Below are 23966 nucleotides of genomic sequence, written 5' to 3'. Positions count from 1 at the left end.
AAAAAATGGCTCCTATCAGCATGAAAGCGTACGTGGAATCTTTCGGGATGCCTTTTGAACAAGTAGGTATCAGGCGTGAAGAAAAAAAGGAATTGAGGGCGGATGAGGTGGAGGTACGCATGCGGCGGTCTCCGGTGAATCCCTCGGATCTTATCCCCATTTACGGCCGTTATGCTCACCGGGTGACGCTGCCGCTCGTGCCGGGCTATGAAGGCGTCGGAGTGATCGAACGGATTGGACCAGGGATAAGCGGAGCATTAATAGGACAGCGTGTACTGCCTTTGCGGGGAGAGGGCACATGGCAGTCACTGGTTCATGCGCCGGCAGCCTTAGCCGCGCCGGTGCCGGACAGCCTTTCCGATGAAACGGCTGCCCAGATGTATATTAACCCGGTGACGGCGTACATTCTTTTAACCGAAAAGCTGAAGATTCCCTCCGTTGGAATGCTTGTCATCAACGCGGCTAATTCTGTAATGGGAAGGCTTCTGATTCAGCTGGCCTCCCGGATGAATATTCGCGTAGTGGGCCTTGTACGCCGAAAAGAGGTAATAGGCGAGCTGATGCAGCTCGGGGCAGAAAAAATAGTGGCAGCCGGAGATGGGGAAGAAGCGTTCCAGCTGGAGGACGCCTTGCAGGGAAAAAAAGCGGATGCAGCTGTTGATATGGTGGGAGGGGTGTCTGGAACAGCCCTTGCCCGGAGTGTTAAACCCGGGAAAACTTTACTGGCGCTCGGCCTCCTTTCCGGCCGGCCGCTCGACTGGCCATATATTACGGAAACGCTGGGAGTGAAGGGAGCGATGTTTCATCTGAGGCACTGGAACGCCTCCATTTCGGCTGCGCGCTTCCAGCATGTATTTCAAACGCTGTTTCACATGGTGGAAGGCGGAGAGCTCTTGGTGCCGCGTGTCCGCCGTACGTACCCATTCGGGCAGGTCCAGCAGGCGTTATGGGACTATGAAAGCGAAAAATTCAGTGGCGGCGGAAAAATACTGCTTGGCAGACCGTGACTGCCTGCTCTATACAAGAGCGGCTGTCCCGATTTATAATAAACATATTCAATCCAACAGAAACGGTGAGAAACTTATGCGGGAATTTTCTTTTTATTCGACTCCCTTCGGTGTAAGCGGAGAAGAAGTACCATATGCAGCAATCGCCAAAGCTACCACAAGCAGGGAGCTCGTATCGGATCAGGAATCCGATGCCTTTTATTTTCGTTCGCTTGAAGCGGACGGTATTTTTTTGAACGAAGCCCAGATTGAAGCCGTACGCTTTGGCAGCGGACCGCTGCTTGCGCTTGCAGGTGCCGGCTCGGGCAAAACGTCGGTGCTTGTCTGCCGGGCCGGCTATTTAATGGCGGTCAAGCAGGTGCCGGCAGAATCCGTGCTGCTGATTACATTTACAAAAAAAGCAGCGGAGGAAATGAAAACGAGAGTGATGAACCTGCCGGGTATCGGTGAAACAGCCAGCAATCTGCAGGTGCGCACGTTCCACGCCTTTTTCCTGCTTCTGCTCCGGCGCTACGGTATCCGACAGGAAATTGTTTCAAGCGAGCGCAAAAAGCAGCTGGCCGTTAAGCTTCTGATGAAGGACATGGGCCTTGAAGACGTCTATCAGCCGGAGGCAGTTTTATCCTTTTTGTCCTATCATAAAATGAACGACACCGCCGTCTCGGATCTTCCTGAAAAAGAAACGAGCCAGAAGCAGTTAAAACGTATCTGCCAGGCATACGAAGACTGGAAGCTCGAGCGCAATTATATTGATTTTGATGATATTTTAATGAAGGCCAAAGCATTGATGGACGAGGACCCGGCTTTTCTGCAGCAGCTTCAGGACCGTTTTGAATATGTAATGGTCGATGAATTCCAGGATACCAACTATCTTCAGTACCGACTTGTGCAGATGATCGTGGAAAAGCACCGCAATTTATTTGTGGTGGGCGATGACGATCAGACAATTTATTCGTTTAACGGAGCCCGGCATGAATTCATTCTGGAGTTTGACCAGAAATATCCGGAAGCACAGACGATTGTGCTCGACGTCAACTACCGCTCCCATAAAGCCATCGCCGGTCTTGGAAACGAAGTAGTGCGCCACAACAAGCAGCGAAAATCGAAAACGCTTCAGGTGATGAATGCGGAAGCTTCTTCGCCCTTTTATTTCCGTGCTGCCTCCACCGACGAGGAAGCAGAGCAGGTGGTCGCAGACATGAAACGTGCTGTGGCAGAGGGAGAATGCGAGTGGCGTGATATGGCTGTGCTGCACCGGACGATCAGTGTCAGCCGCGCTATCTTTGAGCAGCTCACAGCCCAGGATGTGCCGTTTGTGCACCATTCCCTCGGCAACCAGATGTTTTACGAGCAGTGGCCGGTGAAAGCCATGATGGACTACCTGCGGCTGAGCCTGAATCCGACGCTGGTGGAGGCAATGCCCGAGGTCGTGCCGACTTTATTCATTTCCCGGGAACGCGGCATGCGTCATATTAAAGAGCAGGAAATATTTTCACCCCGCAGCGAGCCGCTGCTTCATTTAACTGACATGCCGGGCATCCGCCCGTTTCAGCGTAAAAAGGTGGAGGAGCGGCAGAGCATGATTCAGAAGCTGAAGGAAAAACGTCCGGAAACGGCGATCCGCCAGATGCGGCGCCAGTTTTACGACGGCTATCTGGAGGCCGATGAGCAGCAGGTAAGCATGAAAAAGGAAACGCTAAAGGAAACTCTCGATGAACTCGAGTCCTCGGCGAAACGGTTTGAGAGCGTCTCATCGTTTGTATACTTTGTCGACGACATGCTCCGCACGTTCCGTGAAATGAAGGAGCGCGAGAAGGATCCCGATGCGAACCACGTTTCGCTGATGACGATCCACCGGGCCAAAGGCATGGAGTTTCCGGTCGTCTATGTTATCGGCGCTTCGGAAACGATTATGCCGCATGATTCTGCGCTAAAGGCTGACCGGATGAAGGACCTTTTATACGGTGAAAAAGCGGAAAACAAGCAGACCCAGGCACTGGAGGAGGAACGGCGGCTCGCCTATGTAGCGATAACGCGGGCGAAAAAGAAGCTGTGCATCAGCTCGCCGGCGTTTTACCGCGGCAAGGAGGTTGAAGTATCACGCTTTCTGCTCGAAGCCTTTCCGGGGGAAACACATACCGGGGAAAAGCAGGAAACGGAAACCATCGATGCGCTCGTCTGTGAAGAAGCGATGTGCCCAGCCTGGATACGTCTGTCTGAAGCGCCTGATGTTACTGAAAAAGAGTGCCCGATGTGTAAAGGCAAAATGGTGCCCGGCACCAAACAGGTCATTAAAAAGTAACGCCTGCAGCTGCCTCAGCGAAATAGTTGAATAATCACGTGGTGCAGGCTACGATGAATGATAGATAAAAATGTTTCTAAGGGGGAGCTAGGCAATGGCAGACGAATCAGTAACATTATATGCATGGATTAACGGAAAAAGGGTCGATGCTGACGAATATATGGAAAGAGAAAACCCGGCTGACCCACAAAAAATCGTGGCCTACGTGCCGAAAACGACGACCGGGCAGGCGGCTGAAGCGATTGAAGCAGCCCGTGCTGCTTTTCCTGCGTGGAAGGAAGTACCGGTGGAAGAGCGGATCGAGCGGATGGAGCGGGCAATTCAGACACTGAAGGACCGCACCCCGGAGCTGGCTGAAACGCTGGCGGAGGAACACGGCAAGCCGATTTATGACGCCCAGGGCGAAATGGCGGTTTCAATCATGTGGATGGAACACGCCTGCCAGACGGTCAAAGAAACAATTGCCGATCAGGTGGACGAAGGCGAGGGCGGTAAAACAATCGTCCGTCAGGAGCCGATAGGCGTGGTGTCCGCCATCAGCCCGTGGAACTATCCAATTGCGCTCTCCACCATCAAAATTGCTCCGGCGATTCTGACAGGAAACACCGTCGTTTCAAAGCCGAGCCCGTTTGCTCCACACGCGGTCAGCCTGGTGGTTGAAATGATGGCGGGTGAATTTCCGGACGGCGTGCTGAATCTTGTCCACGGGGAAGCGGAGGTCGGCGTAGAGCTTACCTCCAATAAACACGTGGATAAAATTGCCTTTACCGGCGGTACGGAAACAGCGAAGAAAATTATGAAATCGGCGGCGGATACGATCAAGGATATGACGCTTGAGCTTGGCGGTAACGATGCCGCTGTAGTGCTTCCGGACTTTGACGTAAATGATGAGCGCGCGATGCGCCGCATGGTTATCTCCAATTTCCTGACCGCCGGCCAGATCTGCATGATTGCCAAACGCATCTACGTACCGCGTACTCTCTACAATGAGTTCGTGGAAAAGTATCAGGAGGCGGCCAATAAATGGGTCAAAATCGGCAGCCCGTTCGATGAACAGGTCACGACCGGACCACTCAACAACAAGCAGCAGCTCGATTTTGTGAAAAACCTTGTGGATAAAGCGGCTGAAAAAGGTGCCGACGTTATTCCGCTCGGCCACATTGTGGATAACGAGCTGTTTGAGCAGGGGTACTTCCTGCAGCCGACCCTGGTACTCGGCGCTGACCAGCAGGACGACATTGTGAAAGAAGAACAGTTTGGACCAACAGTGCCGATCGTTCCATACGACACGGTGGATGAAGCGGTAGCAATGGCGAACGACAGCATTTACGGCCTCACAAGTTCGGTATGGGGAGAAGAAAATCACGCCATCGAAGTCGCAGCCCGCATTGAAGCAGGCACGACGATGGTCAATACCGCTGCTGTGCAGGGGCTCGATGTCCGCTATCCATTCGGCGGAGTCAAGCAGTCCGGCATCGGCCGCGAATACGGAAAAGAAGGCCTTCTCGGCTATGTCACCCCTCACGTCATCAATGTACCAAAAATGCGGGACCTGCCTTATATTCCCGAATAAACGAAATCAAGCAGCTGCCCTGGAAGTCTCCAGGGCAGTTTTTTTATAGCTGCTGGTCTTTATCCAGCGGAAGTCGAAAAGTGTCTGCTGTTATAGCAGGAACTGGCGGCAGACGATACAGAAACGGGTGAAAAAGCCAGAAACCCCCGAGTATGAAAAAACCAAAGCCGGTAGAAAATAGAATCCAGTATGGGGATGTCCATGAGGCGAGAATACCGCCGGCCAGAGCACCGGCAGGCATAAAAAGAGTAACTATACTGGAAATAGCTGCACGGGTCCTGCCTAAAATATAATTAGGAACAGCGCTTTGTATGACGCTTGCAAATAGTATATTCGAAAGTCCGACCGGGAGCCAGGCAATTCCAAACAGGACAGCAAAAGCGACAGGCGGGAGCTGCATGGCGAGAAGCCAGCACAGACTGCTTAATAAAAAACCACAAGCGTAAATTTTACCGAGAGGAAGACGTGCACAAAGTGGGGCTGCCAATGCGCCGACAAGAACGCCGGCGCTGACAGCTGTTAATAAAAACCCATAAAATTTCGGCCCCTGAAAGGCATCAGCAAAGGCAGGAAGAACAGCATACATAATGCCAATGGTGCCGTTGACGGTCAGGGCACCTATTAACATGATCCAAAATTTTGATCTAAAAATGATGTAAAATCCCTGCTTAAGGTCAGAAGCATATCCGGTTCGCGGCTCCCTGTGCTGGGCAGCAGATTTACCGGGAAGCTGGAGCGAAGAAAATAAAATGAATGCAATTAAAAAGGAGAAAGCATCAATCCAATATAAAAATACCGCACCAAATATGGAAATCAGAATGCCGGAGAGCGCAGTAAATAAAATGTCGGTGCCCTGGTGAGCCAACGCAAACAGTGAATTGCCCTGTACAAGCTGGTGAGGAAGCACAGTAAGGGGGAGGGCTTTTTCCTGGGCCGGATACATAATTTGATCAAGCATGGCGAGCAAAGGCATGATAATTAATACGGCGCCAGCGGTAAGAAGCTCAAAGAGGTCAAGCACGGGGATAATTACAACAAGTATGCATTGAAGCAGCTGAGTAATACGCATAGTTTTGGCGGGCGGCCAGCGATCGATGAATGGACCGGCAAGAAACTGCAGGTTTTTAGGAAGCAGAGTTAGAAAGCTGGCAAGCCCTGAGAAAAATGGGTCGCCCGTAATATCAAAAACGAGCCAGGCAGCTGCAATAAAATAAAGACTGTCCCCAATGTTTGTAATCAAACGGCCGAAAAGAAGAAGCATGAAGTTTTGCTGGTACCAGATCGACATAAATACACTCCTTAATAATAAATTTACTCGAGTTAATTTATTTACTCATATATTCAAAAAAATTTAATTGTCTTTTTGGTCTTTTTTAGTATCTGTTTCAAATGCCGGATAATCAATTTCAAAAGCGGTGCTGTGAAAATAGTATAGGCTGGCATTCTCACGGGAGGTTTGGTTTGAACGTTCGGAAAATTCCTCCATGAGAGCAAAATATCTTTTTTTCCATTCGATAAAGTCTTCTTCTGAAAGGTGCATCTGAGACATATGACCAACGAGGGGCCATTCTTCGTAATCTGAAGCACTGCTTAGTGCTTGATCCACAAACGCGTCGGAAGGAGCAGATAAAATTACGCGCCGTTCTTTTTCTGCCATGCGAAGAAGCATCTGGCGGTTAGATTCGCTTACTTCTTCCGTGTTGGGGAATAAAGAAGGGTCCGGATAAAATCCTGAAGCCGAAGCCCGGTAAAACTTCTGCAGTATACCTCCTTTTTCCTCTGTATAAGAGAGGTCAACAAGCTCATGCTTTTGCAGTTCTTTTAAATGATAATGGATTTTTGCGCGTGGAAGGTCAAAATACTCAGCCAATTGTTGGCCGGTCATCGGTTTTTCAATCAAAAGCATTAATATTTGGGACCGGAAAGGATCGCTGACAGCCTTTAGCTGCTCGTAGGTTTCTAGTGTTTTAATCATATTGCTATCGCTCCTCTTAGTAAAAAAATTTACTTGAGTAAAATATACTTTTTTAGGAACATATAGTCAAGAGCTTTGAAAAGGAGTGATCCGATGCAGACGATACAGGTCGTGCCGTGGAAACAAGAGTGGCAGAATTATTTTTTCCATGAGCAAAAGCTGCTGGAGCTTGAAGCGTGCGGTAAGGGAGATCATATTTATCATATAGGAAGCACGAGCGTTCCGGGTCTCGCGGCAAAGCCAATCATCGATATTCTGATTGAAACGCCCGAGCTTTCCCTGTGGACTGAGGAGCGTCTTGAAGGATTGGGATATACGGGGAAGGGAGAGCACGGCATTGCAGGAAGGGCTTTTTATTACAAAGGAGAGCATGTCCGCCGCTTTCACGTGCACGTGTTTGAAAAAGAAAGCGAAGGGAGCGGGCGTCACCTGGCCCTCCGCGATTACCTTCGCTCCTTTCCGGAAAAAGCGAAGGAATATGAACTCATTAAAAAAGAGGCGGCGGCCCGGCATCCGCACAGTCCGTCAGAATATATGAACGAAAAGCATGCCGTCGTGCAGAAGCTCGAACAGGAGGCTCTCTGTTGGAAACGAACAGAAGAAGAAAACTAACGAAACCATCCACAGACATATACACAATGGGGATGGTTTTCAGTTGGGCACAGAAGATGAAGAGCTCAGGAAGGAATTTATCCACAGGCTTTGGTACACCATAAAAAAATTATCGTCGTATTTCAGCAGCATGAACGGGAATTTACGGAAAAAAAGACATAAAAAATCGAAGCACCTGCTTCGATTGAAGGTATTGCTTATAAATAATTTACTGAATTGAAGAACCGGCTTGTGGATAATGCTTGAAACAATCCGGCATTTCCACAGCCGGCCGAAAAATGGAATTTGGTTGGAGAAAGCTACTGATATAAAGCGGTGTGGATTTTTCTCATCAGTCGCCCGGTACGTACCGGCTGCTCGGCAAAAGCAACATAGCCGTCCGGACGTATGAGCACAGCTGAAAACGTTGGCAGCTTCCATTTGACGGCAAGGTCACGGCGGTAATCAAACAGATGGTGGATGTTTGGCTTCGAGGCCCGGAGTATGCCCTTGCGCTGAACAACGAGAATGAGAATGGATGGGCCGTACTGCCGGCGTATCTCCTGGATGCTTTCATCGAGCTGACGGAGCTCCTGCTCGTCTTCGATATAAAACAGGCAGGTAAACTGCTGGATGTGGAGAAAATCCATTACGTCTGCGTGTTCTCCTTCCTCGGTAAGAACCCGTGCCGGCAATGCCCGGGAGCCGGCCGGAATCAGTTCTCCCCGGTGCTGGAATTTCGCAAACGAAGCCCTGTGCTGATAGCTGATGTCAATATTGGCGAGTCGCTGGGTCAGCATGTTCTGCAGCGAACTGCTTTTGCTCAGCACACTGACAGGGTTCGCCAGGAGGCGCGGAATAAGGGTGTGGGAGTGGGTCATCACCTGCATCGCCGTATTGGTCATTCGAATGGTCTTGCGTCCGACCGCGTACCGTTCTTCTTCATACGTATCGAGAAGGGCAGGATCCGAACGGCCGCGCAGCACCCACGCCAATTTCCAGCAGAGGTTGACCGCGTCCTGCATGCCAAGGTTCATCCCCTGGCCTCCAAATGGGCTGTGCAGGTGGGCAGCATCGCCGGCGAGAAATAGCCGGTTGTCCCGGTAGGCATCAGCCTGATGGTGGGACGTCCCGAACTGGGACAGCCAGGAGGCATGGGGGAAATGTACCGGCTGCTGGGTAATACGCCGCACGCTTTTCTCAAGATCCTCGAGAGGGAGATCGTCCCGGTGCTCCCGGTTCTGTTCGGCATGATTGATGGTAATTACCCGGTACGTTTCATCACGGAAGGGAAAGAAGGCAGCTACGCCGCGCTCGGTAATGAATGAGGAGATATCTTTGGAAAGTGGGAGTCCTTCCACCGTGACGTCCCCGAGAAAATAAATGGTTTCATGCTTGCCGCCCGGAAAGGACACGTTCATGTTCTCACGGACTGTACTGTGGGGCCCGTCACATCCGATCACATAGGAAGCGCGGATTAATTCGTGCCCATTTTCGGTGGAGCATTCCACCTCTGCGTAGTCACTGTGCTGGGTAATCCGCTCGCAGTGAGTGTTCCAGTCGATAAACTGGCCAACCTCCCGTAGCTGTTTCTTCAAAATATGCTCCGTATCTGACTGCGGCAGCATAAGCATGAAGGGAAACGGCGTATCGAGCGAAGCAAAAGAGGCTCTGGAAGCCCGTTTGCCTTCAGGCTGAACAGTTGCATCAGTAATGGGGAAGCCTTCCTTTAGGAAGGGACGGAGCGCCCCGATCAGGCTGAGCATTTCAAGGGTGCGCGCCTGGATGCCGAACGCTTTGGAAAAGGGAGAAATAGAGCTTTTTCTGTCTAATATCCGGACGCGGATGCCGAGTGCTCTTAATGTATTGGCAGCAGTCAAGCCTACGGGGCCTGCCCCAACGATGCATACATCGGTATTCGTGGTTTTCATGGATTCATCACGCTCCCTTCGTATACTTGTAGTATACCCTGCGGAGCGCTGCCTCATGCACGTGTTGCCGGCGGGAGGCAACTGTGTTTGAATATGAGAAAATGCTGCTGTTGCCTGAGGTCCGGAGCCAGCTTAACTCTTATTAAGGGAAAGGAAGAGATTAATGTCATTTACTCATGATTTAAAGGAAAAGCTGCTTCCGGTATGGGAGCAGAACCACACACATCCGTTTGTGGAAGAGCTTGGGCGGGGGACCCTTGATAAGGAAAAATTCCGTTATTTCATGGTTCAGGATTATCTTTATCTCGTGCAATATGCAAAATTGTTTGCGATTGGCGCTGTTAAAGCCGAAGATGTGGAAACGATGGGGGCTTTTGCGAAGGTGATGGATGTCACCATGAATGAAGAAATGAGTCTGCACCGCCAGTACGCAAAAAAATTTGGGATCACCGAAGAGGAGCTCGAACAGGCAGAACCGGCTCCGACAACACTTGCGTACACAAGGTATATGCTGCATGAAGGACAGAACGGGGGTCTCGCTGAGCTGCTTGCGGCTGTGCTCCCGTGCATGTGGAGCTACGCAGAAATCGGCAGAAAGCTCAGTACGTGGCCGGGAGCACTGGAGCATGAGCTGTACGGTGAATGGGTGCAGATGTACAGTGATGACGAATTTCAACAGCTCGCAGACTGGGGCATCAGCATGCTCGACCGCCTGGCAGAAAACAAACCCGACGCGGAAAAAAGAAGGATTGAAAATATATTTTTAACGACCACCCGGTTTGAGTATTTGTTCTGGGAAATGGCGTACCAGCTGGAAGGCTGGCCGCAGACATGAAAAAGCCCCCGGTACGCCGGGGGCTTCGTTTATAGGCGTGGGGAAAGCGTAAATACGCCAAACCATTCGTTTTCATCGGTCCACCAGTCGTTGGTTTCCCAGGAGGACTGGCGGGCCAGGTGCATAAATTCGTCCGGAGTGAACTTCCGGCTGTTTTCTGTATGGATCGTCTCGCCGGCACGCATTGTAAACGTTTCTCCGCCGATTGAGAACAGGGAAGGCTTTTCGGCGCGCAGGTGCATTTCGATCCGTCCGAGCCGTTCATTATAAAAAGCCTCGTGTTCAAAATGGCCGGTGTTAATACCGGCGTCAAACTCGCGATTCAGGCGGTGGAGCAGATTCTTATTAAAGGAAGCGGTAATGCCTGCTTCGTCGTTATACGCCCGGTGCAGCACAACCGGATCCTTCTTCAAATCAACGCCGACTACGAGACTGTCCTCCGGATTCATTTGGGACGCGAGCTTTTGCAAAAATTCCGAAGCCTCCTTCGGATCCAGATTTCCAATCGTGGAGCCGAGAAAAAAGACAGCTGCGGGCTTATTTCTGCCGCTGTTTAAAAAAGACATCGTTTTCGTATAGTCCGCACATACACCAAAGACCTGCATGGCAGGCACGGCCTCCTTCACGCGGGCTGCGGTGTCGTGCAGGGCGCTAAGCGAAATGTCGACAGGAGTATAGCTAATAGCCTCCGAAAGAAAAGGAAGCAGGCAGCGGATTTTATCAAAGCTTCCGCTTCCAAGCTCAATCAGGGAGGAAGCGCCAATACTTTCAGCAATTTCTTCCCCGTAATCGGACAAAACAGATGCCTCGGTCCGGCTGAGGTAATATTCCGGCAGCCGGGTGATTTCATTAAACAGCATGCTCCCCCGTTCATCGTAGAAATGCTTGGGGGGAATGCTTTTTGGCTCGGCAGTAAGGCCAGTGCGAACATCTTCAGCCAGGGAGGACAGCGAAGGCTTTAAATCCAATACAGTATAATCAGCCATGGCTATTTCTGCACCCCGTCCTTGGCGAGCCGGAGCCCGCTGAACTGCCACCGTTTTTCCGGAGGGAAAAAGTTACGGTAGGTGGAGCGGATGTGCGACTGCGGAGTCGCGCATGAACCGCCGCGCAGTACCATTTGGTTACTCATGAATTTGGCATTGTATTCTCCCATGGCGCCCTCCGGCGGACGGTTGCCTGGGTACGGGGAATAAGGACTGCGTGTCCATTCCCAAACGTCCCCGTACGCATTGGGAGATGACTGGAGGGGTCTTGGGTGATAGCTTTCAGACTCAAGAAACGTGCCGTCTGCTTCGGAGCCGCGAAAAGCATACTCCCATTCCTGTTCAGTAGGGAGGCGGGCTCCGGCCCAGCGGGCATAGGCATCTGCTTCATAGTAGCTGATATGGGCAATAGGTTCATGAAGGCGCACTTCTTTCAGTCCGTTCATCGTAAAGTAAAACCAGATACCGCCCTGCTTCTGCCAGTAAAGCGGTGCTTTCCAGTCCTGCTCCTGGACAATGCCCCATCCTTCGGAAAGCCACAGCTCAGGATCTTCGTAGCCGCCGTCTTCAATAAAACGAATATATTCTTCGTTGGTCACGGGCCTTGAGGCGATAGAGAACGCGTGCAGATAAAATTTATGCTCCGGGCGTTCGTTATCGAAGGAAAAGTGCAGATTATCGGTGCCGATAGTCGTCAGCTCGTCTTCATAGGCGTGCCATTCCAGCCTGGGCGTCTCTCCCTGTTCGGCAAAAGAATCATTTTCCAGATAGGCGGGGTTAAGTGGGTTCATCGAAAAGTTGAATTTTGTGTCGGTGACTAACAGCTCCTGATGCTGCTGCTCGTGCTGCAGGCCGGTTTCCATTAATTCAGCGATCTCTTCGTTCCACGGGCCTTCCTGGAGAAAGCGTTCCATGGCCTCTTCCACATGACGCCGGTATTCCATGGTCTCTTCGGTGGTCGGACGGGAAATCAGACCGCGGTACTGCTTTGGAAAGGGCTTTCCCTGGGTTTCGTAATAGGAATTATACAAGCCGTTGGAGAATTTTGAAAACTCTTCATAACCGTCAGCATACGGCTTGAGAATGAACTGCTCAAAAAACCAGGTCGTGTGGGCGAGGTGCCATTTCGCGGGGCTGACGTCAGGGTGCGCCTGAATCATAAAGTCTTCGGTGTACAACGGTGCGGTCAGCTTCATTGTCTGCTCACGCAGGGATGTAAAACGTTCGGTAAAGTTAGCTTTTGCCTTCGCCTGTACGATAGGGAATTCCTCCTCAAATAAATAGAATGGTGCATAAGTATATGCACATGAAGGTTAAATACCCGCTTCAAAACAGGGCAAAACAACGCGAACGGCCGGAAAATCAAAAAAAAGAATGCCCGCAAAGGCATTCCATCAGGCATATATATTATTAAGCTTCTTTTTGAAGCTCTCTTCCGGTGTAGTGATAAACAAGCTCTTCACTGATTTCCCGGAGCCTTCTTTGATTGGCTGTAGAGTAGGAATCACTCGAAGAACTGGTAATTCCTTTTTTCGTAAAGTATTTGCCGGTTACCTGAGAGCCTCGGGCGCCTGAACCAAGCGATACTTCCAGGTCAGCTCCTTCTTCGGGAGAGTCGCCGAACTTACTGGTGAACTTGTTCAGGCCGCGGTAAAAGGCATTTTTATTATTCAGGCCGAACCCGGTGGAAATGTTGCCCGGGTGGAGGGCGTTTACTTTAATATTTTCATAGCGGAGTCTCTGGGCCAGGTCATACGTATACAAAAGCAATGACAGCTTCGCGAGTCCGTATTGCTTCAGGCCGTTATACTTCTGCTCCCCCTGCAGATTCTGAAAATTCATTTTCGATAAGGCATGTGCAGCAGAAGAGACATTCACTACCCGCCCGTCAGAGCTTTCACGAAGAAGAGGAAGAAGAAGCTCCGTAAGGTAAAACACCCCAAGGTAATTCAGGGCAAAGGTGCGTTCAAGATGCTCCTCCGTCCAGACGCGGGAAGAGTAGACAGCGCCGGCATTATTAATCAGAGTGTCGATCTGGCCATAGTCCCGTGCTACGTTCTCTGCAAGCGTCTCGATTTCATGCAGAAGGGAAAGGTCAGTCTGATAAAAATGAAGCTCTGTATTTCCGGTTTTCTGCTCCAATTCGGTAATCAGTTCTTCGCCTTTCCATTCCTTGCGTCCAACCAGCAATAAGGTATGCCCTTCGGCCGCCAGTTTTTCTGCGACGATTCTGCCGATCCCGTTTGTGGCACCGGTCAGCAGGATAGTTCTTTGATTTTCTACTTTATTTTCCATCAATGAAGGCCTCCCTTAATCATCAAACATAAAGGAGCAGCGCTTCCAGGAAAGAAGCGTCTGCCCCGCCGGTACTTTTATTGTTTAGCGCGTACCCAGTTAATCAGGCCGCCGCGAAGCATCATGTCAATCTGGCGCCTCGACATTTCATGGCGCACGGTGATGGTTTCGTTTTTGTTCTTGATGGCAGCTTCAAACGTATTGTGATTCTGGATATTTTCACGCAGATTCTCAAGCACAATAGTATCGCCGGCATCGATTTTCATATAGTCTTCAGCATCCTCAAACGTGATTGGAAGCACGCCGAAGTTCACCAGGTTCTGCCAGTGAATACGGGCGAAGTCCTGGACAAGTGCAACACGCAGGCCGAGGTAGCGTGGGGCGAGGGCTGCGTGTTCACGGCTTGAGCCCTGACCGTAGTTGGATCCACCGATAATAGCGTGGCCGGTGTCATCTTTAATTGCCATGGCCCGGTTGTAATAGTCTTCATCAGTAATTTCAAATGAAAACTTGCTGATTTCCGGAAGGTTACTGCGGTACGGAAGTACGCGTGCGCCGCCGGCAAGAATCTCGTCTGTGGAGAAGTTGTCGCCAAGCTTCAGCAGTACCGGTACTTCAATGCGGTCCGGCAGCTCTTCCATTTCCGGAAGGGTGGCAATGTTCGGGCCTTTTTCGATTTTTATATTTTTCGCTTCTTCGTAAGGAAGCGGCTCCTGCAGCAGCCGGAAGTCCACGGTTGGCTCATCCGGTTCACCCACCTTCGGATAGTCCATATCAAGGGTCCGCGGATCGGTAATTTCGCCGTAAAGAGCCGAAGCAGCAGCTATTTCAGGGCTGCAAAGAAAGACGCGGTCTTCCTTCGTACCGGAGCGTCCCGGGAAGTTCCGCGGGGTAGTCCGCAGGCTGTTTTTGTGGGTGGCTGGTGCCTGACCCATGCCGATACAGCCGTTACAGCCTGCCTGGTGAAGCCGGCCGCCGGCGCTTAGAAGATTGGCAATATGGCCGTTGGACACGAGGTCTGTCAGCATTTGCCGTGAAGACGGATTAATATCAAAGCTTACATTTTCATGCACATTTTTGCCTTTGACGATTTCAGAAGCAATCGCAAAATCCCGGTATCCAGGGTTTGCGGATGAACCGATATACGCCTGAAAAATAGGTTCGCCGGCGATTTCCCGGACGGGTACAACGTTGCCCGGACTCGACGGTTTGGCAATCAGCGGCTCGAGAGAGGACAGATCGATCTCTTCATCGATGTCGTACTGGGCGCCGCGGTCAGCCTTCAGCTCCTGCCATTCGTCCTCGCGGTCCTGGCTTGCCATGAAACGCTTCACTTCATCGTCTGATGGAAATACGCTGGCGGTGGCGCCAAGCTCGGCTCCCATGTTCGCAATGACGTGACGGTCCATGGCACTCAGGTCTTCAAGGCCGGGGCCGTAGTATTCAATGACTTTGTTGGCGCCGGCTTTTACATCATGGCGGCGGAGAAGCTCAAGAATAACATCCTTGGCGCTTACCCAGTCAGGAAGCTTGCCGGTAAGCTTTACTCCCCATACCTGAGGCATTTTTACGAAGAATGGTTCTCCTGCAATGGCCATGGTTACTTCAATGCCGCCTGCCCCCATGGCAAGCATCCCCATACAGCCGTTGGCACATGTATGGGAGTCCGATCCAAGAAGGGTACGGCCGGGACGGGCAAGGCGCTGCATGTGTACCGGGTGGCTCACGCCGTTACCCGGACGGCTGAAATACATGCCGAAGCGTTTTGCTGCTGTCTGAAGAAACAGGTGGTCATCCGGGTTTTTGTTATCCTCCTGAATGATATTGTGGTCTACGTATTGGGCGGAAGCTTCTGTCTGAGCCCGCTCAACCCCCATGGCTTCAAGCTCAAGCATCACCATTGTCCCGGTTGCGTCCTGGGTGAGTGTCTGGTCGATTTTCATTCCAATTTCTTCGCCCGGAGTCATATCTCCGGAGACGAGGTGTTCTTCAATTAATTTTTGTGCGACGTTTCGTGCCATAATGGTGTCCTCCTTCGTCAGAATTCCAATTGTGTTAATTCTTTCTGAATGAAAACATGCTCTCTATGTTTATACCTGTTAAGAAAAACTTGTAAACAAGAAATCTTTCTTTTCGTGTAATTTTTAATGTGTGATATTATTAAGGAGAATGAAACCATTCCAGGGACACCTGCGTATAAATAATTGTATAAAAGAAAATTTGAACCGTTAAGAAGGAGAGAAGGCCATGGGTAAAAGAATCATGCTGTTTCTGTTAACGAACATGATGGTGTTGTTAACAATTGTCATCGTGTTTTCAATACTAAGTTTGTTCGGTGTTAACCTGGGTGCTTATAACTACGGTGCCGGCACGTTGAATCTGGTGCCGCTGTTAATTATCAGTGCCGTTATCGGCTTTGCCGGGGCATTTATTTCACTGGCAATGTCGAGATTTATAGCGAAAAAAGCAATGAATGTCAAGGTGATTGACCCGGATAATCCGGGGAGCCAGGCTGAAAAAATGGTTGTGGAAAAGGTTCACCGTCTCTGTCGGCGGGCTGGGCTCACTCATATGCCGGAGGTTGGAATTTACCAATCTGCTGAAGTAAACGCGTTTGCGACAGGGCCGACAAAAAAACGGTCGCTTGTTTCTGTTTCAACCGGTCTGCTTCAATCGATGGACGATGACGCCGTAGAAGGTGTTATTGCCCATGAGGTGGCCCACGTGGCCAATGGCGATATGATCACCATGACCCTTCTGCAGGGAATCGTGAACACGTTTGTGGTGTTTCTGGCCCGGGTCGTTGCCTTTGCGGTATCGAGGTTTGTCAACGAAAATATGCGCCCTATTATCCACTTTCTGGCGATTATCGTTTTTCAAATTCTCTTTTCGATTCTCGGAAGCATCGTCGTCGCCGCCTACTCCCGTTACCGTGAGTACCACGCTGACCGCGGCGGGGCAGACCTTGCCGGAAAAGACAAAATGGCTCATGCTCTGCGCTCTCTGCAGAATTATGTGGACCGGGTGGATACGGAGCAGTCATCCATGCAGACGCTTAAAATCAACAACAAGCCGTCAGCTGCTGCGATGCTCTTTTCGTCGCACCCTCCGCTTGAAGACCGGATCCGCCGTTTAGAACAAAGCTGAATATAAGTACCTTCCCCGGATGCGCTTCCTGCGTCCGGGTTTTTTGTGCCGGGTGTACGCCAGCAGAAAAGAATATTGCCCGGGAAATATAAAATTGACACAAAAACGTAAATGATATCGTTCGAATTTGGCTTTATATCATGATATAAAGAGTAGAGTGATTTATTTATTGAAAGGAGAAGTCCTATGAAATATAGATTTTTTGGCCTTCTCGCGGTTTTATTTTTCATTACTTCACCTTACCAGGCGTTTGCAGCACCTGCGCTGGAATCCTCAAGTCCTGAAGATGGAGATTCTGTTTTAGAAGTGCCCGAACGCCTTGAGCTTACTTTTGATACAGAAATTGACCGTGTGGAAGACATGTATCTGCTTGTAGAAACCGGCGATGAGATTGAAATGTCGGAGCCTGAAATTAGTGAAGACGGCCGTACTGTAGTTTCCAGCATGGAAAGTGTACTGGAAAATGGAAACTATGTGCTGAATTACAGCGTAACAGGCGAGGACGGGGAAACAGTGCAGGGGGGCACGAATTTCAGCCTGAACAGCAATAAGCCCCTCGAGGAAAGGCAGCAGGAATTAGAAGCGCGGACGGGAGAAAGCTCTCTTTCTGAAGCCGAACAACAGGCTGCAGCAGAAGCAGAAGAAGCAGGGCCGAATATTCCTGGCATGGTGTTTATGGGAACGCTCGGAGTGGCTATTGTTTCCGCATTTACGATCATCCTATGGAGAAACAGAGAGCGTAAAAATAACAGCTGACAGCTTCGATACCCTCGAAGCTGTTTTTTTATGGACAGAAAAATTTCAACGGCTTCAGCCGTTCCTGTTTGCCAGAGAGGCACCGTTGTCCGCTATAATGGGTGAAGAGAGGATGGAGATGCAGATGAGAGAGCAGCAGACAGGCATTGCAGCAGGAGTGGCGGCTTACGTACTCTGGGGGTTTCTCCCGCTGTACTGGAAGCTTTTTAACAATGTTCCGGCGATTGATGTACTCGCCCACCGTATAATTTGGTCTTTTTTGTTTATGGCTGTACTTATCGTATTGATCGGGCGCGCTAAAGGGGTATGGAGAGAAATCAGCCACTCTTTTCATTCGGTGAAAACGACAGTGGCAATTACCGGAGCCGCTTTATTGATTACCATTAACTGGTTTACCTTTATCTTTGCGGTGAATGGAGATCATGTGATTCAGGCAAGCCTTGGATATTATATTAATCCGCTTGTGAATGTGGCACTGGCCACGGTGTTTTTAAAAGAACGGCTTGCCCGCATGGAAATAGCCGCTGTCGTGCTCGCATTTATTGGGGTGTTTGTACTCACTATTTCCTACGGCCAGTTTCCGTGGGCTTCAATTATTCTGGCGTTATCATTTGGTTGTTATGGTATTATAAAAAAAACTGTAGCGCTCGGGGCATGGGCAGGCCTAACCCTGGAATCGTTTCTGGCAGCACCGTTTGCCCTGATTTTTTTAATGTTTTTTTCGGGCGAAACGGCTTCCACCTATGATTCAGGCACGTGGACGCTGCTCTTCGGGGCCGGCGCCGCCACAGCTGTTCCATTACTGCTGTTTGCCTCAGGAGCACGAAAGATCAGCTACTCCCTGCTTGGATTTCTGCAGTATATTGCGCCGACGATTATGCTGATACTGGGTGTTTTTTTATTTAGGGAGCCTTTTTCCTTCCAGCAGTTTACGGCCTTTTTAATCGTCTGGGCGGGACTTGCCCTGTTTACCTATTCCCGCACACGTATCCATATGCAGCGCAGAAAAACTGAAGCAGCTATAAATAATTAAAGCAAAGGAGAAAAAGCATGGACGATCGATATTCAAGGCAGCAGCTGTTTTCACCGATCGGGGAAGCGGGCCAGAAAAAGTTAAATCAAAGCTCTGTAACGATTGTTGGTGCAGGGGCGCTCGGGGCTTCGGCAGCGGAGATGCTTGTACGCGCTGGTGTTGGTACGGTGACGATCGCAGACCGTGATTACGTAGAGTACAGCAATCTGCAGCGCCAACAGCTGTATACGGAGAAGGATGCCGCAGAACAGATGCCTAAGGCTGCAGCGGCAGAAAAACGGCTGCGTGAGATTAACTCCGGGGTTCAAGTGCACGGGGAAGTAGTGGATGTGGATTTTACATGGATCGAAGCGAAGGCTGCAGAGACAGATCTTATCATTGACGGCACGGATAATTTTGATACCCGGCTGTTGATTAATGATGCAGCTAGAAAATACGATAAGCCCTGGATATATGGGGCATGCGTGGGAAGTATCGGTATGGTTCACCCGTTTCTGCCGGGAGAGCGGCCCTGCTTTCGCTGCGTATGGAAAAAGATTCCTTCACAGGGACAGACGTGCGATACGGTTGGGGTGATCGCTCCGGCTGTGCAGTCAGTGGCGGCAAAGCAGACGGCCGCAGCCTTGAAAATACTGGTCGGTGACGGGGAAAGTCTCCCGGTGACCCTGGATTATTTTGATCTTTGGAACCAGCAGCAGTTTTCCGTCGGTCTGCAGAGCAGTAAAGACCCGGAATGTCTGTCGTGCGGGGAAAAAGCGATATACCCGGCATTAACATATGAACATTCAAATAAAACGAGCGTGCTGTGCGGCAGGGATACGGTACAGATCCGGCCGGGGGAAAGCAGACAGCTGAACTTCGAGCGGCTGGAGCGCGATTGGGAAAGCCGGAACTGGAGGGTGCGCAAAAACCCTTATCTGTTGTCGGTACAGACCGAAACGCGGCGCATTGTTTTATTCCAGGACGGCCGGGCACTCATTCACGGTACGAGCGACGTGCAGGAAGCCAAGCGGTGGTACGCCCAGCTGCTCGGGTAGCCTGAAACAATCCATCGACGGGAGATGACGGACAATATGAACTGGAAACCCTTCGTGGCAGCAGGAGCGGGTATTTTTCTTCTGCAGGGCTGCAGCGGCGGCCCGCAGGCCGGGCAGAACGAAGAGCAGGCCGAGCTGACGGTTTCAGCAGCGGCCAGCCTTCAGGACGCCCTTGCAGAGGTGCAGAAAAGCTTCGCCAATGAGCATCCGGATATCTCACTGGCCTTTAACTACGGCGGCTCTGGAACACTAAAGCAGCAGATTGAGCGCGGCGGTCCGGCAGATGTTTTTTTGTCAGCCTCCGCTTCGCACTATAACGATCTTGAAGAGGAAAATAAAATGGTGGAGGCAGAAAATCCTGCCTTTGCGGAAAATACGCTGGTGGCAGTAGTGCCTGAAAACAGTGAGGCAAAAGATCTGCGGAGCGTGCTTGATGGGAGCGGCCGGATAGCATTGGCAACGCCCGAAGCGGCTCCCGCCGGAAAATACGCTCAGGAGGCACTCACTTCGATGGAGGAATGGGAACATGTACAGGAGCGGATGGTTTTTGCCAAAGATGTGCGGCACACGTTAACACTTGTCGAAAGAAGCAATGCAGCGGTCGGCTTTGTGTACGCCTCGGATGCGCGTGGAGCCGACGTCCGGGTTCTTGAAGAAATTGATCCTTCCCTGTACTCGGCCATTCACTATTACGGCGGAGCTGTTGCAGGGAACGGAAACGAAAAAGAAAGCCGGGAGTTTATGACATATCTGCAAAGCAGCGAAGCCCAGGACATTTTGCGCTCGTACGGCTTTTCAGATCCGGAATAAAAGGAGCGTGCGTGCCTGATGTTTTGGTTTCCCATACAGCTGTCTCTGCTGACAGCAAGCATTGCAGCGGTCCTTGTTTTCATTGCCGGCGCGATGCTTGGAAGAGTTTTTGCCGTCAGAAATTTCCGGGGGAAGCTGGCCGCGGAAACGTGCCTGATGCTTCCGCTCGTGCTGCCGCCATCGGTGACCGGCTTTTTGCTTATTATTGTTTTTGGAACAAACAGCTGGATTGGCAGCGTATATGAGCAAGTGTTTCAAAATTCGATTATCTTCACGCCGGTTGCTGCCGTTGTGGCCGCGGCGGTCGTTGCGTTCCCTTTGATGTTTCAGTCGGCAAAAACCGGATACGGTTCAATTGACCCCAATATTGAAGCCGCTGCAAGAGTGGACGGAGCGGGAGAGTGGCGCGTGTTTATCAACATTGCCATGCCTCTTGCCGGCCGTGCGCTCATGACAGGGTTTGTGCTCAGTTTTACGAGAGCTCTGGGGGAGTTCGGAGCTACGCTGATGTTTGCCGGGAATATTCCAGGCGTTACACAAACGATGCCGACGGCCATTTACGTGGCCATTGAGTCGAATCAAATGAACCTTGCGTATACGTACGTCGGCATCAGTATATTTATTTCCTTTCTGCTGCTCGGTTTAACCTACCTTTTAAACCGGGAACGTTAAGTACTAATCACTCGTTTTCCGTTGAAAGTCACCGCTTTTGCCTCCGGTTTTTTCAAGCAGGTATGTCGGGCCGATGACCATCCCTTTATCGAGCGCTTTGCACATATCATACACGGTTAAAGCAGCGGCGGATGCTGCGGTTAATGCTTCCATTTCCACCCCTGTGCTTCCCTTCGTTTTAACAAAGGCTTCAATAAACAGTTCATAGGCTTCTTCTGTTTTCCAGTAAAAGCTGATGTCCACGTTACTTAAAGGGAGCGGGTGGCACATTGGTATGAGGGTGGATGTCTGTTTGGCACCGGTAATTCCTGCGATTTGGGCGACGGCGAGCACATCGCCTTTTTTAATATCTCCCTGTGTAACCGCCAGGTACACTTCTTCGGGAACACGGATGCTTGAACCGGCCAGAGCGCTTCTGCTCGTCACCGGCTTATCGGAAACGTCCACCATTCTGGCCCGGCCCTGTTCGTTAAAGTGCGTAAATTCTGACATGGTAAAAGTCCCTCCTGGATATAGTATTGACCGATTATAGCACGGATACATACATTTAAAATATAACAAAGGAGCATCAATATGGTTGAAAAACGTACGCCTGTCCCTGTAAAAGAAGCAATTGAGCGAGTAATGGAGCATGTCCAGGAAGGCGGCATAGAAGAGGTCTCCATCCGGGAATCTTACGGCCGCCGGCTCGCAGAAACGGTCACGGCCGCGCACCCGGTTCCGCCATTTGATCGTTCTCCCTATGACGGGTTCGCCATTCGTTCGGCGGACTCCCGCGGAGCTTCCCGGGAAGAGCCGGTGACCTTTCAGGTAGTTGAGGAAATCGGCGCCGGCTTTGTGTCAAAAAAAGAACTCGGACCTTTCCAGGCAGTCCGTATCATGACCGGGGCAAAAATTCCGGAGCAGTGCGATGCCGTTGTAATGCTCGAGCTTGCCCAGGAGGGTCATGACGGCACGTACCCGCTGATGACAATCAAACGCGAATTTGAACAGCATCAAAACATCTCCTTTGAAGGAGAGGACACAGAGGCAGGTGCCGAGCTCGTTCCGGCGGGCACGTGGATTGATCCCGGCGTTACGGCACTGCTTGCAACATTTGGCTACGCTACGGTGAAGGTGGCTGAAAAGCCGGTTATTGGTGTGTTTGCGACAGGTACGGAGCTGCTTGACGTTTCCGATGAACTCGAGCCGGGCAAAATACGAAACAGCAATGCTTACATGATGATTGCCCAGCTGCAGCGGGCCGGGGCAGAGCCTGTATATTACGGCAAGCTGAAGGACGAACTGGATCCCTGCTACGAGGCGGTGCGCCAGGCGGCCGAAGAAACGGACATGGTTATTACGACCGGAGGGGTCTCGGTCGGGGACTATGATCTGCTCCCGGACGTTTACGAACGTCTCGGAGCGGAGGTGTTGTTTAATAAAGTAGCGATGCGTCCCGGAAGCGTAACGACCGTGGCCAGCTGGGAAGGGACGCTGCTGTTCGGTCTTTCGGGAAATCCGTCCGCCTGCTATATGGGCTTTGAGCTTTTCGTGCGTCCAGTGATTCAGGCCGTTATGCATTCTTCGCATCCGCATCATACAATGGTCAAGGCGGAGCTTGCGGCGGATTTCTCCAAGCCGAACCCGTTCACCCGTTTTGTCCGCGGCAGCTGCCGCGCAGAAGGCGACCATTTATATGTAGAGCCCGGAGGCTTTAACAAGTCGAGTGCAGTCACCTCCCTGGCCGGGGCCAATGCGTGTATCGTTCTTCCGGGTGGAAGCCGCGGCTTCCAGCAGGGGGATGTGGTCGACGTGATGCTGCTTGAAGATAACGAAGGACAGAAAGAGCCGCTCGCATGACAATTCCGGTGCTTCAGGTAACTGGGTTTAAAGAAAGCGGAAAAACGACCCTGCTTAAACGCTGGACAGCGCTTGGGAAAGCAAACGGCTGGAAAGTGGGCGTATTAAAGCATCACGGCCACCAGAATGAACCGCTTCAGCCGGAGGGAGTCGACAGCCTGGAGCTGAAGGAGGCAGGGGCTGTGGTTTCGGGCGTGGAGGGAGCCGGGGTTTTTCAGTTCCTGGCAGATATGGAAGAGCCCGATCTTTCCACGCTGCTGAATATTTATCAACAGCTGCCGCTTGATGTTATTCTTATAGAAGGATACAAAAAAGGACCGTATCCAAAAGTGCTTCTGCTTCGAAGCACAGATGATAAAGCCACCCTTGGGGATCTTGATAACATTCAAACAGCATTTGGCCCTGGAGAAGAAGTAGATCATTTTCAGGATACTGATAAAGCAGATGCATGGTTTGAACAATATATAAGGAGTATACTATGAAGAAACGATTTTTCGTGACATCAGAACCGCTGTCTGTAGAAGAGCTTGCTGCTGAGGTTACGCGTCCGGAAGCAGGAGCTGTTGTCCAGTTTATCGGTACGGTCCGGGAATTTACCAAAGGCCGGAGGACGGTCTATCTGGAATACGAGGCCTATCATTCAATGGCAGAAAAGCAGCTCGAAGCGATCGGCCGGGAGGTCAAGGAGCGGTGGCCGGATGCTGAATCAGCTGTAGGCCACCGCACTGGTGAACTGCAGATATCAGACGCGGCAGTCATCATCGCTGTTTCAACACCACACCGGAAAGACGCCTATGAAGCGAATGAATATATTATTGAACGCATCAAACAGATTGTGCCCATCTGGAAAAAGGAACACTGGGAAGACGGCGAGCAGTGGATAGGAGACCAGCTTGAACAAACGCGGTACCCGGACGGGGCCCCAGGAGGTGGAAATAAGTGATTAATGTGTTATGCTTTGCCCACATGAAGGACATTTTCGGCGGTGAAAAGCTCACCATTAACAGCGGCGGCATAGCTACTGTAGAGGATGTGCTTGAGCATTTGAAAACAGCGTATGATGCTGATATCAGCGGCATTATGACCGCTGTTAATGAAGAGTTTGCTGAAGAAAGCACGCCGGTCGGCCAGGGGGACACCGTGGCCCTGATTCCGCCGGTCAGCGGGGGATAAT

The 23966-nt window shown here is 51.0% G+C and carries 23 protein-coding genes; 15 read left to right on the top strand and 8 right to left on the bottom strand.

Annotation, left to right across the window (positions count from 1 at the left end; translation table 11 throughout):
* Positions 1-5: 5 nt before the first annotated feature.
* The 3 genes from Q0757_RS11135 to Q0757_RS11125 all read left to right on the top strand — a co-directional run bounded on the left by Q0757_RS11135 (position 6) and on the right by Q0757_RS11125 (position 4882).
* On the top strand, positions 6-1007 hold the full coding sequence (locus tag Q0757_RS11135) for a zinc-dependent alcohol dehydrogenase family protein (protein WP_298787307.1): 1002 nt from the start codon (positions 6-8) through the stop codon (positions 1005-1007).
* Positions 955-3309 (top strand): ATP-dependent helicase, encoded by a 2355-nt coding sequence (locus Q0757_RS11130; protein WP_298787305.1) that lies wholly within the window; start codon positions 955-957, stop codon positions 3307-3309. Before Q0757_RS11135 ends, Q0757_RS11130 begins: the two co-directional genes overlap by 53 nt.
* Positions 3310-3403: 94 nt before the next feature.
* Complete coding sequence (locus Q0757_RS11125) at positions 3404-4882, top strand: aldehyde dehydrogenase family protein (protein ID WP_298787303.1); 1479 nt, start codon at positions 3404-3406, stop codon at positions 4880-4882.
* Between the two features lie 43 nt (positions 4883-4925).
* Here Q0757_RS11125 and Q0757_RS11120 read toward each other — a convergent pair whose 3' ends face one another.
* Together Q0757_RS11120 and Q0757_RS11115 are read right to left on the bottom strand one after the other, a co-directional pair.
* A complete protein-coding gene (locus Q0757_RS11120) occupies positions 4926-6170 on the bottom strand; it encodes an MFS transporter (RefSeq protein WP_298787301.1) in 1245 nt (414 codons plus the stop codon).
* A 63-nt stretch (positions 6171-6233) separates the two neighbouring features.
* Positions 6234-6857, bottom strand: a complete 624-nt coding sequence (locus Q0757_RS11115; RefSeq protein ID WP_298787299.1) for a winged helix-turn-helix domain-containing protein — start codon at positions 6855-6857, stop codon at positions 6234-6236.
* A 93-nt stretch (positions 6858-6950) separates the two neighbouring features.
* Between Q0757_RS11115 and Q0757_RS11110 the strand changes: the two genes are divergently transcribed.
* The gene (locus Q0757_RS11110; RefSeq protein WP_298787297.1) at positions 6951-7469 is read left to right on the top strand and encodes a GrpB family protein; all 519 of its coding nucleotides are present in this window, start codon (positions 6951-6953) and stop codon (positions 7467-7469) included.
* Positions 7470-7768: 299 nt separating this feature from the next.
* Here the strand turns inward: Q0757_RS11110 and Q0757_RS11105 are convergent, their stop codons facing one another.
* Entirely contained in the window at positions 7769-9379 is a 1611-nt protein-coding gene (locus Q0757_RS11105) for an FAD-dependent monooxygenase (protein WP_298787296.1), read from the bottom strand.
* Positions 9380-9542: 163 nt separating this feature from the next.
* Between Q0757_RS11105 and tenA the strand changes: the two genes are divergently transcribed.
* Positions 9543-10214 (top strand): thiaminase II, encoded by a 672-nt coding sequence (tenA, locus tag Q0757_RS11100; protein ID WP_298787294.1) that lies wholly within the window; start codon positions 9543-9545, stop codon positions 10212-10214.
* 29 nt (positions 10215-10243) lie between these two features.
* Here tenA and egtD read toward each other — a convergent pair whose 3' ends face one another.
* The 4 genes from egtD to Q0757_RS11080 form a co-directional block, all read right to left on the bottom strand.
* Positions 10244-11200 (bottom strand): L-histidine N(alpha)-methyltransferase, encoded by a 957-nt coding sequence (gene egtD, locus Q0757_RS11095; RefSeq protein WP_298787292.1) that lies wholly within the window; start codon positions 11198-11200, stop codon positions 10244-10246.
* Between the two features lie 2 nt (positions 11201-11202).
* Positions 11203-12459, bottom strand: a complete 1257-nt coding sequence (egtB, locus tag Q0757_RS11090; RefSeq protein ID WP_298787594.1) for an ergothioneine biosynthesis protein EgtB — start codon at positions 12457-12459, stop codon at positions 11203-11205.
* Positions 12460-12610: 151 nt separating this feature from the next.
* Entirely contained in the window at positions 12611-13495 is an 885-nt protein-coding gene (locus tag Q0757_RS11085; RefSeq protein ID WP_298787290.1) for an SDR family NAD(P)-dependent oxidoreductase, read from the bottom strand.
* A gap of 77 nt (positions 13496-13572) precedes the next feature.
* On the bottom strand, positions 13573-15516 hold the full coding sequence (locus Q0757_RS11080; RefSeq protein WP_298787288.1) for an aconitate hydratase: 1944 nt from the start codon (positions 15514-15516) through the stop codon (positions 13573-13575).
* Positions 15517-15742: 226 nt separating this feature from the next.
* Here Q0757_RS11080 and htpX point away from each other — a divergent pair, with 226 nt between their 5' ends.
* The 6 genes from htpX (at position 15743) to modB (ending at position 20950) form a co-directional block, all read left to right on the top strand.
* Entirely contained in the window at positions 15743-16642 is a 900-nt protein-coding gene (gene htpX / locus Q0757_RS11075) for a protease HtpX (protein ID WP_298787286.1), read from the top strand.
* A 186-nt stretch (positions 16643-16828) separates the two neighbouring features.
* Entirely contained in the window at positions 16829-17398 is a 570-nt protein-coding gene (locus Q0757_RS11070; RefSeq protein WP_298787284.1) for a copper resistance protein CopC, read from the top strand.
* Positions 17399-17510: 112 nt separating this feature from the next.
* Positions 17511-18431, top strand: coding sequence for an EamA family transporter RarD (gene rarD, locus Q0757_RS11065; RefSeq protein ID WP_298787283.1), 921 nt, complete (start codon positions 17511-17513; stop codon positions 18429-18431).
* A 17-nt stretch (positions 18432-18448) separates the two neighbouring features.
* On the top strand, positions 18449-19468 hold the full coding sequence (locus tag Q0757_RS11060; RefSeq protein WP_298787281.1) for a ThiF family adenylyltransferase: 1020 nt from the start codon (positions 18449-18451) through the stop codon (positions 19466-19468).
* Between the two features lie 36 nt (positions 19469-19504).
* Positions 19505-20278 carry a molybdate ABC transporter substrate-binding protein gene (gene modA, locus Q0757_RS11055; protein WP_298787279.1) on the top strand — a complete coding sequence of 258 codons (774 nt, stop codon included), beginning with the start codon at positions 19505-19507 and terminating at the stop codon, positions 20276-20278.
* 18 nt (positions 20279-20296) lie between these two features.
* Positions 20297-20950, top strand: coding sequence for a molybdate ABC transporter permease subunit (modB, locus tag Q0757_RS11050; RefSeq protein ID WP_298787277.1), 654 nt, complete (start codon positions 20297-20299; stop codon positions 20948-20950).
* A gap of 3 nt (positions 20951-20953) precedes the next feature.
* Here the strand turns inward: modB and moaC are convergent, their stop codons facing one another.
* On the bottom strand, positions 20954-21442 hold the full coding sequence (moaC, locus tag Q0757_RS11045) for a cyclic pyranopterin monophosphate synthase MoaC (protein WP_298787275.1): 489 nt from the start codon (positions 21440-21442) through the stop codon (positions 20954-20956).
* 81 nt (positions 21443-21523) lie between these two features.
* Between moaC and glp the strand changes: the two genes are divergently transcribed.
* From glp to Q0757_RS11025, 4 genes are read left to right on the top strand one after another with little or no spacing between them, the layout of a single operon-like run.
* The gene (gene glp, locus Q0757_RS11040) at positions 21524-22792 is read left to right on the top strand and encodes a gephyrin-like molybdotransferase Glp (RefSeq protein ID WP_298787273.1); all 1269 of its coding nucleotides are present in this window, start codon (positions 21524-21526) and stop codon (positions 22790-22792) included.
* Entirely contained in the window at positions 22789-23274 is a 486-nt protein-coding gene (mobB, locus tag Q0757_RS11035; RefSeq protein ID WP_298787271.1) for a molybdopterin-guanine dinucleotide biosynthesis protein B, read from the top strand. The genes glp and mobB overlap by 4 nt, the downstream gene beginning before the upstream one ends.
* Entirely contained in the window at positions 23271-23735 is a 465-nt protein-coding gene (locus Q0757_RS11030) for a molybdenum cofactor biosynthesis protein MoaE (RefSeq protein WP_298787269.1), read from the top strand. The genes mobB and Q0757_RS11030 overlap by 4 nt, the downstream gene beginning before the upstream one ends.
* Complete coding sequence (locus tag Q0757_RS11025; RefSeq protein ID WP_022792502.1) at positions 23732-23965, top strand: MoaD/ThiS family protein; 234 nt, start codon at positions 23732-23734, stop codon at positions 23963-23965. Before Q0757_RS11030 ends, Q0757_RS11025 begins: the two co-directional genes overlap by 4 nt.
* The last annotated feature ends 1 nt before the right edge of the window (position 23966 follow it).

This window comes from uncultured Marinococcus sp. (assembly GCF_947493875.1).
GTDB lineage: Bacteria > Bacillota > Bacilli > Bacillales > Marinococcaceae > Marinococcus.
The sequence above is the reverse complement of the archived record's forward strand: the minus strand, read 5'-3'. Positions and strand labels throughout refer to the sequence as shown.

Excerpts from the sequence above, each read along its gene's own strand:
- Q0757_RS11135 (WP_298787307.1), top strand. The coding sequence starts at position 6 with ATGGCTCCTATCAGCATGAAAGCGTACGTGGAATCTTTCGGGATGCCT.
- Q0757_RS11130 (WP_298787305.1), top strand. The coding sequence starts at position 955 with ATGAAAGCGAAAAATTCAGTGGCGGCGGAAAAATACTGCTTGGCAGAC.
- Q0757_RS11125 (WP_298787303.1), top strand. The coding sequence starts at position 3,404 with ATGGCAGACGAATCAGTAACATTATATGCATGGATTAACGGAAAAAGG.
- Q0757_RS11120 (WP_298787301.1), bottom strand. The coding sequence starts at position 6,170 with ATGTCGATCTGGTACCAGCAAAACTTCATGCTTCTTCTTTTCGGCCGT.
- Q0757_RS11115 (WP_298787299.1), bottom strand. The coding sequence starts at position 6,857 with ATGATTAAAACACTAGAAACCTACGAGCAGCTAAAGGCTGTCAGCGAT.
- Q0757_RS11110 (WP_298787297.1), top strand. The coding sequence starts at position 6,951 with ATGCAGACGATACAGGTCGTGCCGTGGAAACAAGAGTGGCAGAATTAT.
- Q0757_RS11105 (WP_298787296.1), bottom strand. The coding sequence starts at position 9,379 with ATGAAAACCACGAATACCGATGTATGCATCGTTGGGGCAGGCCCCGTA.
- tenA (WP_298787294.1), top strand. The coding sequence starts at position 9,543 with ATGTCATTTACTCATGATTTAAAGGAAAAGCTGCTTCCGGTATGGGAG.
- egtD (WP_298787292.1), bottom strand. The coding sequence starts at position 11,200 with ATGGCTGATTATACTGTATTGGATTTAAAGCCTTCGCTGTCCTCCCTG.
- Q0757_RS11085 (WP_298787290.1), bottom strand. The coding sequence starts at position 13,495 with ATGGAAAATAAAGTAGAAAATCAAAGAACTATCCTGCTGACCGGTGCC.
- Q0757_RS11080 (WP_298787288.1), bottom strand. The coding sequence starts at position 15,516 with ATGGCACGAAACGTCGCACAAAAATTAATTGAAGAACACCTCGTCTCC.
- htpX (WP_298787286.1), top strand. The coding sequence starts at position 15,743 with ATGGGTAAAAGAATCATGCTGTTTCTGTTAACGAACATGATGGTGTTG.
- Q0757_RS11070 (WP_298787284.1), top strand. The coding sequence starts at position 16,829 with ATGAAATATAGATTTTTTGGCCTTCTCGCGGTTTTATTTTTCATTACT.
- rarD (WP_298787283.1), top strand. The coding sequence starts at position 17,511 with ATGGAGATGCAGATGAGAGAGCAGCAGACAGGCATTGCAGCAGGAGTG.
- Q0757_RS11060 (WP_298787281.1), top strand. The coding sequence starts at position 18,449 with ATGGACGATCGATATTCAAGGCAGCAGCTGTTTTCACCGATCGGGGAA.
- modA (WP_298787279.1), top strand. The coding sequence starts at position 19,505 with ATGAACTGGAAACCCTTCGTGGCAGCAGGAGCGGGTATTTTTCTTCTG.
- modB (WP_298787277.1), top strand. The coding sequence starts at position 20,297 with ATGTTTTGGTTTCCCATACAGCTGTCTCTGCTGACAGCAAGCATTGCA.
- moaC (WP_298787275.1), bottom strand. The coding sequence starts at position 21,442 with ATGTCAGAATTTACGCACTTTAACGAACAGGGCCGGGCCAGAATGGTG.
- glp (WP_298787273.1), top strand. The coding sequence starts at position 21,524 with ATGGTTGAAAAACGTACGCCTGTCCCTGTAAAAGAAGCAATTGAGCGA.
- mobB (WP_298787271.1), top strand. The coding sequence starts at position 22,789 with ATGACAATTCCGGTGCTTCAGGTAACTGGGTTTAAAGAAAGCGGAAAA.
- Q0757_RS11030 (WP_298787269.1), top strand. The coding sequence starts at position 23,271 with ATGAAGAAACGATTTTTCGTGACATCAGAACCGCTGTCTGTAGAAGAG.